This is a genomic window from Nocardia sp. NPDC023733 (assembly GCF_040639775.1).
Classification (GTDB): domain Bacteria; phylum Actinomycetota; class Actinomycetes; order Mycobacteriales; family Mycobacteriaceae; genus Nocardia; species Nocardia rosealba.
The window spans coordinates 534317-547467 of sequence record NZ_JBFAAN010000003.1; the positions used below are offsets into that span (position 1 = coordinate 534317).

Sequence of the window (13151 nt, forward strand, 5' to 3'; positions counted from 1 at the left end):
GCCCCCGCCCATCTCAGGAGAGTTTTCATGACCTCAGCGACCATTCCTGGTCTTCGTGGATCCGACGGCACCGCGCCGACCGAGCACAGTGAACTGCTCGCCTGGGTACAGGAAGTCGCAGAGCTCACTCAGCCTGACCGCGTTGTCTGGGCCGACGGCTCCGACGCGGAATGGGATCGCCTGACCACGCAGCTGGTCGAAGCGGGCACCTTCAAGAAGCTCGACGAGAAGAAGAAACCGAACTCCTTCCTCGCCCTGTCCGACCCCTCCGATGTGGCCCGCGTGGAATCGCGCACCTACATCTGCTCCAAGACCGAGGCCGACGCGGGCCCGACCAACAACTGGGTCGACCCCGCCGAGATGCGCGCCACCATGACCGAGCTGTACCGCGGCTCGATGAAGGGCCGCACCATGTACGTGGTGCCGTTCTGCATGGGCCCGCTCGGCGCCGAGGACCCCAAGCTGGGCGTGGAGATCACCGACTCCGAGTACGTGGTGGTCTCGATGCGCGTGATGACGCGGATGGGCCAGGCGGCGCTGGACAAGCTCGGCACCGACCGTCCGTTCGTGAAGGCGCTGCACTCGGTCGGCGCTCCGCTGGCCGAGGGCCAGGCCGACGTGCCGTGGCCGTGCAGCGACACCAAGTACATCACCCACTTCCCCGAGGACCGCGAGATCTGGTCCTACGGCTCGGGCTACGGCGGCAACGCCCTGCTCGGCAAGAAGTGCTACTCGCTGCGCATCGCCTCGGCGATGGCCCACGACGAGGGCTGGCTGGCCGAGCACATGCTGATCCTCAAGCTGATCTCGCCCGAGAACAAGGCCTACTACATCGCCGCCGCGTTCCCCAGCGCCTGCGGTAAGACCAACCTGGCGATGATCCAGCCGACCATTCCCGGCTGGCGCGCGGAGACCCTCGGCGACGACATCGCCTGGATGCGTTTCGGCAAGGACGGCCGCCTCTACGCGGTGAACCCGGAGTTCGGTTTCTTCGGCGTGGCGCCGGGCACCAACCACAGCTCCAACCCCAACGCGATGGCAACCATCGACGCGGGCAACACCGTCTACACCAACGTCGCCCAGACCGACGACAACGATGTGTGGTGGGAGGGCCTGGAAGGCGACCCGCAGCACCTCATCGACTGGAAGGGCAACGACTGGACCCCCGAGTCCGGCACGCACGCCGCGCACCCGAACTCGCGCTACTGCACCCCGATGTCGCAGTGCCCGATCCTGGCCCCCGAGTGGGACGACCCGCAGGGCGTGCCGATCTCGGCCATCCTGTTCGGCGGTCGCCGCAAGACCACCGTCCCGCTGGTGACCGAGTCGTTCGGCTGGGAGCACGGCGTGTTCATGGGCGCGACCATGGGCTCGGAGCAGACCGCCGCCGCCGAGGGCCAGGTGGGCACCGTCCGCCGCGACCCGATGGCGATGCTGCCGTTCCTCGGCTACCACGTGGGCGACTACCTCGACCACTGGATCGAGCTGGGCAAGAACGCCGACTCGACCAAGCTGCCGAAGATCTTCTACGTCAACTGGTTCCGTCGTGGCGCCGACGGCCGCTTCCTGTGGCCCGGATTCGGTGAGAACTCCCGCGTGCTGGAGTGGATCGTCGGCCGCATCGAGGGTTCGACCGGTGCGTCGTCCACCCCCGTCGGCCACGTCCCCACGGCCGCCGACCTCGACCTGGACGGCCTCGATGTCGACCCGGCCGACGTCGACGAGGCCCTCGCGGTGAACGCCGACGAGTGGCGCCAGGAGATCCCGTCGATCGAGGAGTGGTTCGAGTTCATCGGCGACCGCCTCCCCTCGGGTGTCCGCGACGAGTTCGAGGCCCTCAAGCAGCGCCTCGGCTGATCCCCCCCGAACAACGAACCGCCCGCACCGATCTCCGGTGCGGGCGGTTTCGTTCTATTCGGGGAAAGGCGCGAACCTGACGAACTGGGTGAATCCGGTCGACGTCAGCCAGGCCACCCGCCCTTCGGGGACCGCGGCGGCCTCGGCGGCGAACACCGCGGCGAGGTGCTTCTTCAGCTGGTGGCGCGGGTGCCGGGCGAGCAGTTCGCCGACCCATCGGGGATCGAGGTCGGCCAACCGGTCGCCGAGCACGTCCACCGACGCGCCCGCGGAGACGAAACCACCCGGATCGCCGAGGTCCGCCGCGATGCCAGGGGTGAGATGGGCGGCGATGGCCGCACCGATGATCGCGGCCCGTTCGGCGGAGGCGCCGTGGCGCTGCGCGAGGCCGACCGCGCTCTCCCCGCCGACCACCGCGAAACACCGTCCAGGCGTTGGGGTTTCGAGGGCGATGTCGTGCAGCAGGCAGGAGACGTAGGCGATTTCCTCGTCGTACTCGGCGCCGTCGAGGTCGGCGAGGGCGCGACCGAAGAAGTAGGTGCGGAACGAATGCGCGAGCAATGCCTCCGAAAGCTGTTCGCGCGCATGTAGTTCCGCCTCTCTGGCGAGCCGGGTGTCCGGGAGGCGCACGTCGTCGACGCGTCCGGTGCCGCGCAGGCCGAGTGCCAGGCGCAGCCGTCCCGGCACGAATTTCGGCACGGTGCGCGCGAGTACGGTCAACAGCCGACGGCGCTGCGCCGCGGTGAGGTTTCCGCCGGTGCGCTGTGCCCAGGTCCAGTCGAGGCCTGCCGGATTCGTCATCAGATCTCCCTTGTCGCTTACGTCAAGCAAAGCCGGACCGGAGCGACGGAACGAGTGGCAGACATGCCAGCACTGCCCGGATTCGTGCCAAACTCGTGGAGTGATCTCGGTGGCCGCACTCGCCCTGGACGGCGTGATGACCTACGACCTCGCCTGCGTGGTCCAGATCTTCCGCCACGGACCTGGCCGAACCGGCGAGCCTGCCGGCTTCGACATGCGCACCTGCGGTGTGCGTCCCGGCCCGGTGTGGACGCCGAACGGCTTCGAGCTGCGGGTGGAGCACGGCCTCGAGCTGCTCGCCGACGCCGATCTGATCGTGGTCCCGGGCATCGGCCTGCCGACCATGCCGACCCCGCAACCGGTACTCGACGCCTTGCGCGCGGCCGCCGCCCGCGGCGCCACGATCGCCAGTATCTGTGTCGGCGCCTTCATCCTGGCCGAGGCCGGGCTGCTCGACCGCCGCCCGGCCACCACCCACTGGGGCTACTGCGACGAATTCGCCCAGCTGTACCCGGCCGTGAAACTCGATCCCACCGCCCTTTACGTCGACGACGGCGACATTCTGACCTCGGCGGGCCTGTCCGCCGGATTGGATCTGTGCCTGCACATCGTCCGCCGCGAACTCGGTGCCGCGGCCGCCGCCGACCTCGCCCGCTGGAATGTGGTGCCGCCGCACCGCGAAGGTGGTCAGGCGCAGTACATTCCGCGGCCGATGGCCCGCGTCGCAGCGCACGGTGGTCTGGCGGCCACGCTCGATTGGGCAGCGGCTGATCCCGAGAGCGCGGTGGATGTCTCCGCGCTGGCCGCGCACGCGCTGATGAGCGAACGGACTTTCATCCGCCGCTTCAAGGCCGAGGTCGGCACCACACCGCGTGCCTGGCTCGACGCGCAACGGCTCGGACGGGCCAGGGAACTGCTCGAGCGAACGACGTTCACCGTGGAGACGGTTGCCCAGCGATCGGGCTTCGGAAGTGTGACGGCCCTGCGCGAGCACTTACGTGCGGCCACCGGGCTTACCCCGTCCGCATATCGACGTTCATTGCGTCAGTGACCCACTTTCCCGACGCGGAGTTTCCTTTCGGGCACAAAATAAGACGATTCCCCCGTGTGAATTTCGGGTATCTATTTCGATGACAGAGAGTCGCTGGGGCAAGGGAATCGCCGTCACCTATATTCCCAGTCAGGTTTCTGTGAACGTCGCACCATCCCCCGAGCAAACTCCGTTGAGATCGACGCTGAGAGGTGGTTGACGCATGACCGATCTGGTGATCCGCCCGGAGGACGACACCTGCTCGAGCACACCACTGCACCGGGTGGCAGGTCGCCTGCAGCGAGTCCTGCCACCCGGATGGCGCGTCGACGTGGTCGACCTGCCAGCCAACGGTGAGGTACGGGCCCAGCCGGTGCTGCGGGTAGCGATGCCGGAGGACTAGCCGGTCCAGCCCATCGGCATCAGCACCGACTTCTGCTCGCAGAAGGCGTCCAGGCCCTCGGGCCCGTTCTCGCGGCCGATGCCGGAACTCTTGTACCCACCGAACGGCGCGGTGGGGTCGAAGGCATACCAGTTGATCGCGTAGGTGCCCGTGCGCACCCGTGCGGCGATCTTCGCGCCGCGTTCGATGTCGGTGGTCCACACCGAGCCTGCCAGGCCGTACACGGAGTCGTTGGCGATGGCGACGGCCTCGTCCTCGGTGTCGTAGGGGATCACCGACAGCACCGGCCCGAAGATCTCCTCCTGGGCGATGGTGCTGGAGTTGTCCACGTCGGCGAAGATCGTCGGCTCGACGAACCAGCCGCGCTCCACGCCCTCGGGCCTGCCGCCGCCGAGGACCAGCCGTGCCCCCTCGGCCTTGCCCTTGGCGATGTAGCCCTCCACACGCTCGCGCTGCCGCTCGCTGATGAGCGGGCCGAACTGCACCGACGGGTCGGTCGGGTCACCGGTCTTCAGGGTGCTCACGTGGGCGACGAGCGCGTCGAGGATCTCTTCGTAGCGGCTGCGCGGTGCGAGGATGCGGGTCTGCGCGACGCAACCCTGGCCGCTGTTCATCAGCCCGGAGAAGGCGAGCACGGGAATGCTCGCGGCGAGGTCGACGTCGTCGAGGATGATGGCGGCCGACTTACCGCCCAATTCCAGCGAAACGGTTTTGAGTTGTTCGCCCGCGACGGCCGCGAGTTTCCGTCCGACGGCGGTACTTCCGGTGAAGGTCACCTTGTCGACGCCGGGATGACCCGCGAGGTATTCGCTCGCCTCGGCTTCGGCGGGCAGTACCGAGATCACGCCGTCCGGCACGCCTGCCTCGGTGAAGATATCGGCGAGGATATTCGCGCTGAGCGGGGTGAGTGGCGACGGTTTGAGCACAATGGTGCACCCGGCGAGCAATGCGGGCGCGAGTTTGTTCACCGCGAGGAACATCGGAACATTCCACGCGGTAATAGCGGCGACGACACCGCGCGGTTCCCTTGACACACGGGTAGTTCCGAACGGGCCGACCCGAGTCTCGTTCCAGGGGAAGGTCTCAGCGAGCGAGACTATCGCGTCGAGCGCCGCCACGGCGGGAATTTGGTTGAATGTCAAGGCGCCTACCGTAGTTGCGCCCATCTCGGCCGTGAGTGCGGCGAGCAATTCCGGGGAACGCTGCTCGATGAGCCGCGCGGCCTTGCCGAGCACCTCGGCTCGTTCCAGTGGATCCTTCTTCGGCCACGGTCCGCTGTCGAAGGCGTCGCGCGCCGCGGCGACCGCGGCGTCGACATCGTCCTTCGTTACCGCGGGCACGCTGCCCACGGTCTCCTCGGTGGCCGGTGAGACCACGGGAATGCGGTCACTACCGGCCGGGGTGGTCCACTTGCCGCCGATGAACAGACTGTCGTAGTGCATGAGAACACGTTACAGTTTCGCGGCCGGATTGTCTGCAACACGTTCTACTTTGCCTGGTCGCGGGCACTCTGAAGTGCACGAATTCCAACCCGTCGGTTCGCTTTTCGGGAAAACGCACTATTGCGTTCTCGTGGTGAAAAGGGGATGCTTTAGCTACTGATCAGCTCGCTCGATTCATCGGACCTTTACAGCGAATTGGGGAGACCGACTCATGGCTGTGCAAGTGATCGGCCGATCGTTGATGACCAGCGACCAGACCGACCATCAAGCGAAGAGTGTGGGCAGTGGAGGATGGGTTGTGTCATTCCTTCCGGGCCGCACACTGACGATCGAGCAGGCAACTGCCGCCATTCAGGCCGCTGAGGCGGTCGCGATGGTCGGGGCGCTCGCCGATCAGGTCGGCCTGACCACGTTGGAGACCGTCGGCCTCGCGATTCAGGAATCCCCCTGGGCCAGTGCGTTACCCGAGCCGGTGCGCCGGACGCGGCGATTGAGCTGGCTGGCCTGAATCACCGTTTCGTCGCCACCACAACGAGATTGCTCACGAGTAGCTCGCGAATCACCGGAATCCGAACCAACCACCACGCCCAGCGCGGGTGATAACGAGGGAAAACGGTTCGCACGTCCGCCGGTGTCGTTGCCGCCCAGCGCAAACCGTCGGCGGCGGTGACAGCGAACAGCGACCTGCCGAATCTGTTCTTGGGTTCACGACCGTGCTTACGGAAGTACCTTCGGGCCGCGTACTCGCCGCCGAGGTAATGCCACAGTCCGGTCTCGTGCCCACCGAACGGCCCGTGCCACACCGTGTACGAGTAGACGATGAGCCCGCCGGGCTTGGTCACGCGGACCATCTCGTCGGCCATCGCCCACGGCTCTGGGACATGTTCGGCGACGTTGGAGGAGAAGCACACGTCGAAGGCGTTGTCGCGGAACGGGAGTGCCATGCCCGAGCCGCGCACCGAACCGGCCACCCGCAGGCCGGCGGCGTGCATCTCCGACGGGTCGGGTTCCACCGAGATATAGCGCGCACCGCGTGCGGTGAACTCGTCGGCGAAGTAGCCGGGTCCGCCACCCACGTCGAGCACCACGGTTCCGGTGAGATCGCGGCCGGTGATGTCGGCGTAGAAGTCGTCGATCAGCTCGGCGCTGTCGGTGGCGATGCCGCCGTAGAACCTGGCCGGGTCGGACTGCTCGAACCGGAAGCTCGTCAGCAGGCGCAGGGAGCGGCGCAGCGTGGCGCGACGGGCGAAGCGGGGGGCTCGGCCCGGCTGGTCGGTTCTAGGCAGGGATGCGGTCGGCACGGCAGGAGTTTAGGGGCTCGGCGGCGGCGCATCGCGGCCGTGTGCGGGTTCGGTGGTGATATTGCCGTGTCGCGTGGGCCACACCCGCTAGGGTGGTGGCCGACGTTTGTCCGAAGCCGATCCGATTGCGAGCCCGACCGTGCGTGAAGTCCTCCTGTTGTGCTGGCGTGACACGGGGCACCCACAGGGCGGCGGCAGTGAGCGGTACCTGGAGCAGGTGGGTGCGCAGCTGGCGGCCCGTGGGGTCAAGGTCACCCTGCGTACGGCCGGGTACCCCGGTGCGCCGCGCCGCGAGCGGGTCGACGGTATCGACATCAGCCGCGCCGGTGGCCGCTTCACCGTGTACCCGCGCGCGCTGGCCGCCATCCTCGCCGGTCGGCTCGGTGTCGGCCCGCTGCGCGGTGTGCGGCCCGACGTGGTGATCGACACCCAGAACGGCATCCCGTTCTTCGCGACGGTAACCGGTGTGCCGTCGGTGGTGCTCGTGCACCACGGCCACCGTGAACAGTGGCCGGTCGCCGGGCGGCTGGTCGGGCGGATCGGCTGGTGGATCGAGTCCAAGCTGTCGCCGCGCGTGCATCGCGACAACCAGTACCTCACGGTGTCGCTGCCCTCGGCCGAGGAACTCTCGGTGCTCGGGGTGGACCGCGAACGCATCGCCGTCGTCCGCAACGGTGCCGAGCCGGTGCCCGCCGAGGTCGTCCCCGGCGGCGCGAGCACCCGCGCCACCCACCCACGCATCGCCGTGCTGTCCCGTCTCGTTCCGCACAAGCAGATCGAAGACGCCCTCACCGCCGTCGCCACGCTGCGCGAACGCTTCCCCGACGTGCACCTGGACGTGATCGGCGACGGCTGGTGGGCGCCGAACCTGCGCGCATGCGCCGAGGAGCTCGGCATCACCGACGCCGTCACCTTCCACGGCCATGTCGACGAACGCCGCAAGCACGAGATCCTGTCCACCGCGTGGGTGCACGTGATGCCCTCCCGCAAAGAGGGCTGGGGCCTGGCCGTCATCGAAGCCGCCCAGCACGGCGTACCCACCATCGGCTACCGCAGCTCCCGAGGCCTCACCGACTCCATCGTCGACGGCGTCACCGGCCTGCTCGTAGACGACGCCCCCGCCCTGGCCCGAGCCGCCGCCGACCTCCTCGCCGACCCGGAAACCCGCGCGATGATGGGCGAAAAGGCCCGCGCCCGCGCCCACGAATTCTCCTGGGAACAAACAGGTTCCGGCGTCTACGAAGTCCTCGCCGCCGCAGCCCGAGGCACCTACACCACCGGCCTCGTAGCCCCCTCAACCCTCAATCACTGAACACATCGTCGACCGTCTGCGCCCCGATCGCCCGATCGAGCCATTCACCGAGCTGCGCGCGGTCGTGACACGACACGATCTTGCTTTCCGCCGCAGCGGAAACAGCGATTCCGCGCCGCCGCAGAATTCGAATGATGCTCTCTGAGACGCCCTCTTCGCGCCCCTCTTCGCGAATCCGCTGTGACGTCTCGGAGCGGAAGAACGACAGGTCTACCGACATCAACTTCCTCCAGATTCGGGCGCCTCGCGTACGGCCGAGGCCCAGTTCGACAAGTTCGGCATAGATCTGTGCATCGTCCCCGGTCACCAGCGAGCCGCAGCGCAGCGGCCAGCGCTTCCAGTATCGCACCGATCTCAGGACTCGTGGCGTGGGTTATCGCTGACAGGGCCGCCAGAGGTAGGTCTTCGGCAGCCGCTTCGGCAGGGCTCGCCGGATGACGCTCCGTCAGTTGGGGTTTCGGCGGAGGGTGGCTGTGAGGAGCGCGCCGAGGAGGAGGGTGGCCCAGAGGAGGTGGGCGGTGGCGGAGATTCGGCGTTGGGTGGGGGTTGCGGTGTCGGTGGGGGTTGGGTTGGGGACTCGGTAGAGGGCCAGGTCGGGGTCTTCGTAGGTGAGTTGGGTTGTGGTCAGGGTGGATTGGGAGGCGCCGAGGGGGCCGGGGGTGGTGCGTTCTATGAGGATCCAGCCGACGCCGAGGGCGGCGAGGTCGGTGGCGGGGGCGCCTTCGAGTAGAGCGGTTTCGACTGTGCGGGCGCGGTTTCCTTCGCCTGCTACGGCGTAGCCTCGGACGCGGAGTTCGCCTGTTTGGAGGACGTCGTCGGGGAGGATTCGGGGGGCGGGGTCGAGGACGGGAGCTGTTCCGCTGTAAGGGAATCGGCGGAACATGCCTGCGGGGAGCACGGCTACATCGCCCGGTGCGTCGATGTGTTCGACGACCTTCTCCCAGCCTGCGGGGTAGTGGACGGGGCGCATCTCGCCGCCGACGCCCCAGGCCAGGTCGGGGAGAGGGAGAATCAGCAGTCCGATGAAAAGGGTTGCGACAGCGGCAGTTCCGGTTCGTACGCCGTCTTGGCTCGTCGGCGCGAACCTGCGGGCGAAGGTGAGCACGGTGGTGCAGGCGGCCGCCGCACACAACACATACGCGGGCATCGCGAGCGCCACGTATTTCTGGCTGTCGCGCAACAACCCCGCACCGGGCACGTGCACGACCAACCATTCGCCGACCGCGATCCCCCCGCTGGTCGCACCGAGCGCGGGCACGACCACGGCCACCACCGCGATGATCAACAGCGCCCGGTGCCCCCGCGGCCACACCGCCCGCACTCCGAGCGCGACTATCCCGAGCAACAACATCGTGGCGACGAACGCCACCGGCGTTGTCCGGCTGCCCGGAACCGCCTCCGCGTTCCAGATCCCCCCGAGCCCGGCCAGGCTCCCCAACGTCCCCAACCACGGCTCCGCCCGCGCCGCGAACGCCGATACCCCCTCGGGATCCGACGGCTCGGCCCCGGCTCCCAATGCGGTCGCCGTCAACCACGGCGCACAGGTGAGCACCCACAGAACGCCCGCGGGCAGCATCTTCCGCCACCCGATCAGTGCCAGTCCGATGATGGCCGCCAGCAACGACCCGGTCGGCGTCAACCCGGCTGCCGCGAACGCCGCGACCAGCGCAGCCCACGCACCGACACGTGCTCCCGCCCGGGAACGGCGGGCCTGAACATCGCTCCATGCACGTCCGAAGATCGACCCGGACGTACCACTCGCACGTGCCGAGTCGACCTCGCTGAGGCTGCCCGATGATCCTCTGCCGCTGCCGGACTCGGCGGTCGACTCTGTACCACGGGCGAGGCTCGCCTCGGTGTGGCCGTGCCCGTACGACCCGACGCCGACTGACGAATCGACGTCCGGCTCGCGCAGACGCGTTGCCGCCAACGCCACCCAGGGCAATGCCGCATATCCCGCGAGCAGGCTCCAATGCCCTTGGAGAAGGCGTTCGGCGACGAAGGGGTTCCAGAGGGCCAGGGTCGCGGCGACGAGTTGGGGGCCGGTGGTCGCGCCGACGAAGCGGCGGGCGAGGACGGCGGCGCCGTAGCCTGCCGACCACAGGGAAACGATCAGGATGGTTTTGACGAGGATGCCGCCGTCGACGGCAGGAGAGAGGAACGCGAGCAGGGCGTCTTGGGGCACCGCGCGGGGTGCGGCCGCGCCGAGTCCGAGTGCGGAGTCGGTCAGGTAGGAGCGCGGGGTACTCACCGCGTCGCGCAGCAGCAGGTACCCGGAGCCTGCCAGCGGGCCGACGATCACAGCCGTGAGGAGCGCGCAGTACGCGGCAACCCAGAGCCTCGCGCTACCTGTCACATCAGAGCACCCTAGATGCTGCGGGGAGCGCAGCGGGGCCCGCCCTGATCCGGCCTGACCGGAGGGCGCGACGAAGGAGTGCCCCGAACCCGAACGGCTCAGGGTGAGTCCGCTCGGACTCACATTTCGGGGTACCGCCCACCGCATGGGCGACGAGGTGCGACGATGGGGCGTGTCTTCGGTCCGCCGCCCCCCTGTTGTTGCCGATCTGACCTGGGTCACGGCCGGCGCGATGACCGCCAATGTCGCCGGTTACCTGCTGCAGATGTTGGCCGGTCGCTGGCTGGGTGTGGCCGGCTTCAGCGAGTTCGCGAGTCTGCTCGCGGTCCAGTTGTTGTGCGCGGTGCCCGCCTTGGCGATGCAGAACGTGGTGGCGCGCGAAGTGGTGCGCGGTGCCGGTCTGCGCGCGGTGCGGGCGATGCAGTGGCGGTGTGCGGCGCTGGTCGCGGCGGTCGCGGTGGTGCTGATCCCGGTCGTCGCGACGGTGCTGCACGTCGGCGTGCTGGCCTCGGCCGCTGCGCTCGGCGCCGCGCCCGCCCTGGTGATCCTGTCCGGTGAACAGGGAATCCTGCAGGGCGCCAACCAGTTCCGCGCCCTGGCGACGGTGCTCGCGCTGGCGGGAACCGCTCGCGTGGCACCCGCGCTGATCGCGCTCGCCCTCGGCGGCGGTTCGGCGGGCGCCCTGCTCGCCGCGGCGTGTGGACTCGTCGCCGCCGCGTCGGTCGCGGGCCGCATCGTTCGGTCGGCTACCGCGAGCGATTCAGCAGACCTGTCGATCGGTGGGCGAGCCGCTACCGTCGAACCACACGAGCAGGCGATCGGTGTCCTCCCGGTCCTGCGTGCCGTCCAAGTGCAGGCCGCGCTGATGGCCCTGTCCTCGGCCGACCTGATCGTCGTGCGCATCGTCCTCGATGACGCCGACGCCAGCCGCTACTCCCTCGGCACCATCGCCACCAAGATCGCCTTCTGGCTCCCGCAGGCGGTGGGCGTTGTGCTGTACCCACGCATGGCCCAGCCGACGCATTCGGCCCGCGCCATCCGCGACGCCCTGTCGGTGCTGTCGCTGATCGGCATCGTCGCGGTTGTCGGCGCTGCCCTCGCCGCCCCGCTCGCGCCCTTGTTCGCGGGTCAGGACTACGCGCCCATCCAGGGCATGCTGTGGATTTTCGCGCTGCACGGCGCCATGCTCGCAGTCCTGCAGGGCGCGCTGCTGTCGGCGATCGCGGTGGAACGCACCGGCCTGGCGATGGTCACCTGGGTGGGTCTGGCCGTGGAGGTCGCCCTGATGCTCGCCTTTGCCGACAGCATCGGTTCGCTCATCGGCATCGCGGTCTGCGTTGCCGCCGTCACCACGACGATCGTCGCCTTGGTCGTGCTGCGCACCGCGCGAAACGACGACGGCCCCGGTCGGTGACCGGGGCCGTCGTGAACCGCTTGCCTCAGGGGCGTTTGTTCGTGTCGATCTGTTCGGTTGGCGAATCGTAGTCACCGCGCGGGAACTGGGTGGTCGGCGCTTCGTCGCCGTCCCAGCGGGTGGCACCGGTATCGGCGGCCGTGGGCGCAGGCGTCGGCCGGGTGCCACGCGGCGAGGCGTGGGCCGGGGCGCTACCACCACGCAGGCCGAGGAACAGGCCGGCCAGCAGCGCGATCACGCCGAGGATGCCGAGCACGATCGGCACGACGCGCCCGAACAGCGACAGCTTGTCGGTGTTCTCCTTGGCGATGGCCAGCTGCGACTCGACGGTCGACTCGTCGAACACGATGTGCGACTTCAGCGCGGTCACCTCGGGCTTGTCGGCCGTGCGCGCGTAGAACAGGTGGATCGATTCGCCACCCTTGACGACGGTGCCGGTCTCCGGCTCGACCCACAGGTCACGCACGTTGGTGTAGTAGCGGGTCATGGTGACCGGCGCGTCGGCGGGCACGTCGGTGACGCCCCACTTGGCGGCGGGCAGGGTGAGCCGGTTGGTCGGCGACTGCACCACGTCCCAGGTGCTGGTGACCGGCGCGATCATCTGGAACCGGTACACCTTGGTGCTGTTGATCTCGGTCTCTTCGATGAAGTTGGCGTCGAAGGACTTTCGCACGTTGATGTCGAAGTACGGGTACGTCTTCTTCTCGGTGCCGATCGGGAAGCGGTAGCCGATGCCGGTGTGCTGCACCGGTTCCATCACGCTGCCGTCCTTGTTGACGGTGACCGCGATGGAGCCGTTGGGCTCTTCGTCGACCGGCATGCCGGTGGTGCGCGAGATGGTGACGCGGTCGATGGCCGCGGTGAGCAGGCCCGTGTCACCCTGCACATCGGTGCGGCGCAGCGTCTGACCCGCCTGCAGCGTCATCTTGTCGGCGTCGGAGGGCTCCTCGACGGTGACGAAACGTTGCGAGATCAGCGGCACGTTCTTGTTGACAACGGCCGGACCGTCACCGGAGGTCAGCGACTTGGAGTCGAGGACGAGACTGTCCTCGCCCGGCTGGTTCTCCGCGATGGTGGTGATCTCGAGGTCGAGCGGAGTCTTGGCCACCTTGCTCACGGTGTAGGTGGGGATCATGAGCGCGGCAACGAGCAATGCCGCGCCCAGACCCACGAGCACGCAGGCGACCGTCCTTCTGGTACCGGCACTCAGTGCCATGCAAACTCTCCTCGTCGTT

General features: G+C 68.4%; 12 protein-coding genes. 6 read left to right on the forward strand and 6 right to left on the reverse strand.

All coding sequences use genetic code 11. From position 1 onward, the window contains the following. Window positions 1-27: 27 nt before the first annotated feature. Window positions 28-1857: a phosphoenolpyruvate carboxykinase (GTP) gene (locus tag AB0F86_RS17910; RefSeq protein ID WP_067497193.1), complete on the forward strand. Its 1830-nt coding sequence runs from the start codon at window positions 28-30 to the stop codon at window positions 1855-1857. A gap of 54 nt (window positions 1858-1911) precedes the next feature. On the opposite strand, the gene AB0F86_RS17915 is transcribed toward AB0F86_RS17910, so the two are convergent. Beyond that, window positions 1912-2658 carry an HD domain-containing protein gene (locus AB0F86_RS17915; protein WP_356985480.1) on the reverse strand — a complete coding sequence of 249 codons (747 nt, stop codon included), beginning with the start codon at window positions 2656-2658 and terminating at the stop codon, window positions 1912-1914. 100 nt (window positions 2659-2758) lie between these two features. Here AB0F86_RS17915 and AB0F86_RS17920 point away from each other — a divergent pair, with 100 nt between their 5' ends. Next, window positions 2759-3709 (forward strand): helix-turn-helix domain-containing protein, encoded by a 951-nt coding sequence (locus tag AB0F86_RS17920; protein WP_225281540.1) that lies wholly within the window; start codon window positions 2759-2761, stop codon window positions 3707-3709. 202 nt (window positions 3710-3911) lie between these two features. Next, complete coding sequence (locus AB0F86_RS17925) at window positions 3912-4091, forward strand: hypothetical protein (RefSeq protein WP_356985481.1); 180 nt, start codon at window positions 3912-3914, stop codon at window positions 4089-4091. On the opposite strand, the gene AB0F86_RS17930 is transcribed toward AB0F86_RS17925, so the two are convergent. Then, entirely contained in the window at window positions 4088-5533 is a 1446-nt protein-coding gene (locus AB0F86_RS17930) for an aldehyde dehydrogenase (RefSeq protein ID WP_225281538.1), read from the reverse strand. The two genes, AB0F86_RS17925 and AB0F86_RS17930, sit on opposite strands and share 4 nt — an antisense overlap. 211 nt (window positions 5534-5744) lie before the next feature. On the opposite strand from AB0F86_RS17930, the gene AB0F86_RS17935 reads away from it, so the two are divergent. Next, window positions 5745-6041 (forward strand): hypothetical protein, encoded by a 297-nt coding sequence (locus tag AB0F86_RS17935; protein WP_067497182.1) that lies wholly within the window; start codon window positions 5745-5747, stop codon window positions 6039-6041. Between the two features lies 1 nt (window position 6042). On the opposite strand, the gene AB0F86_RS17940 is transcribed toward AB0F86_RS17935, so the two are convergent. Beyond that, window positions 6043-6834: a class I SAM-dependent methyltransferase gene (locus AB0F86_RS17940; protein WP_225281537.1), complete on the reverse strand. Its 792-nt coding sequence runs from the start codon at window positions 6832-6834 to the stop codon at window positions 6043-6045. A 139-nt stretch (window positions 6835-6973) separates the two neighbouring features. On the opposite strand from AB0F86_RS17940, the gene AB0F86_RS17945 reads away from it, so the two are divergent. Further along, the gene (locus AB0F86_RS17945; protein ID WP_356985482.1) at window positions 6974-8146 is read left to right on the forward strand and encodes a glycosyltransferase family 4 protein; all 1173 of its coding nucleotides are present in this window, start codon (window positions 6974-6976) and stop codon (window positions 8144-8146) included. Here the strand turns inward: AB0F86_RS17945 and AB0F86_RS17950 are convergent. Together AB0F86_RS17950 and AB0F86_RS17955 are read right to left on the reverse strand one after the other, a co-directional pair. Further along, complete coding sequence (locus tag AB0F86_RS17950) at window positions 8136-8495, reverse strand: hypothetical protein (protein WP_356985483.1); 360 nt, start codon at window positions 8493-8495, stop codon at window positions 8136-8138. The genes AB0F86_RS17945 and AB0F86_RS17950 overlap by 11 nt on opposite strands. A gap of 96 nt (window positions 8496-8591) precedes the next feature. After that, the gene (locus AB0F86_RS17955; protein WP_356985484.1) at window positions 8592-10502 is read right to left on the reverse strand and encodes a hypothetical protein; all 1911 of its coding nucleotides are present in this window, start codon (window positions 10500-10502) and stop codon (window positions 8592-8594) included. A 232-nt stretch (window positions 10503-10734) separates the two neighbouring features. On the opposite strand from AB0F86_RS17955, the gene AB0F86_RS17960 reads away from it, so the two are divergent. Further along, window positions 10735-11916, forward strand: a complete 1182-nt coding sequence (locus tag AB0F86_RS17960) for a polysaccharide biosynthesis protein (RefSeq protein WP_356985485.1) — start codon at window positions 10735-10737, stop codon at window positions 11914-11916. A 25-nt stretch (window positions 11917-11941) separates the two neighbouring features. Here the strand turns inward: AB0F86_RS17960 and AB0F86_RS17965 are convergent, their stop codons facing one another. After that, window positions 11942-13132 (reverse strand): DUF3068 domain-containing protein, encoded by a 1191-nt coding sequence (locus tag AB0F86_RS17965; RefSeq protein WP_181698849.1) that lies wholly within the window; start codon window positions 13130-13132, stop codon window positions 11942-11944. Between the last annotated feature and the right edge of the window lie 19 nt (window positions 13133-13151).

Bases quoted from the DNA above. Each gene is read 5' to 3' on its own strand.
- AB0F86_RS17910 (WP_067497193.1), top strand. From the start codon at position 28: ATGACCTCAGCGACCATTCCTGGTCTTCGTGGATCCGACGGCACCGCG.
- AB0F86_RS17915 (WP_356985480.1), bottom strand. From the start codon at position 2,658: ATGACGAATCCGGCAGGCCTCGACTGGACCTGGGCACAGCGCACCGGC.
- AB0F86_RS17925 (WP_356985481.1), top strand. From the start codon at position 3,912: ATGACCGATCTGGTGATCCGCCCGGAGGACGACACCTGCTCGAGCACA.
- AB0F86_RS17930 (WP_225281538.1), bottom strand. From the start codon at position 5,533: ATGCACTACGACAGTCTGTTCATCGGCGGCAAGTGGACCACCCCGGCC.
- AB0F86_RS17935 (WP_067497182.1), top strand. From the start codon at position 5,745: ATGGCTGTGCAAGTGATCGGCCGATCGTTGATGACCAGCGACCAGACC.
- AB0F86_RS17960 (WP_356985485.1), top strand. From the start codon at position 10,735: ATGACCGCCAATGTCGCCGGTTACCTGCTGCAGATGTTGGCCGGTCGC.
- AB0F86_RS17965 (WP_181698849.1), bottom strand. From the start codon at position 13,132: ATGGCACTGAGTGCCGGTACCAGAAGGACGGTCGCCTGCGTGCTCGTG.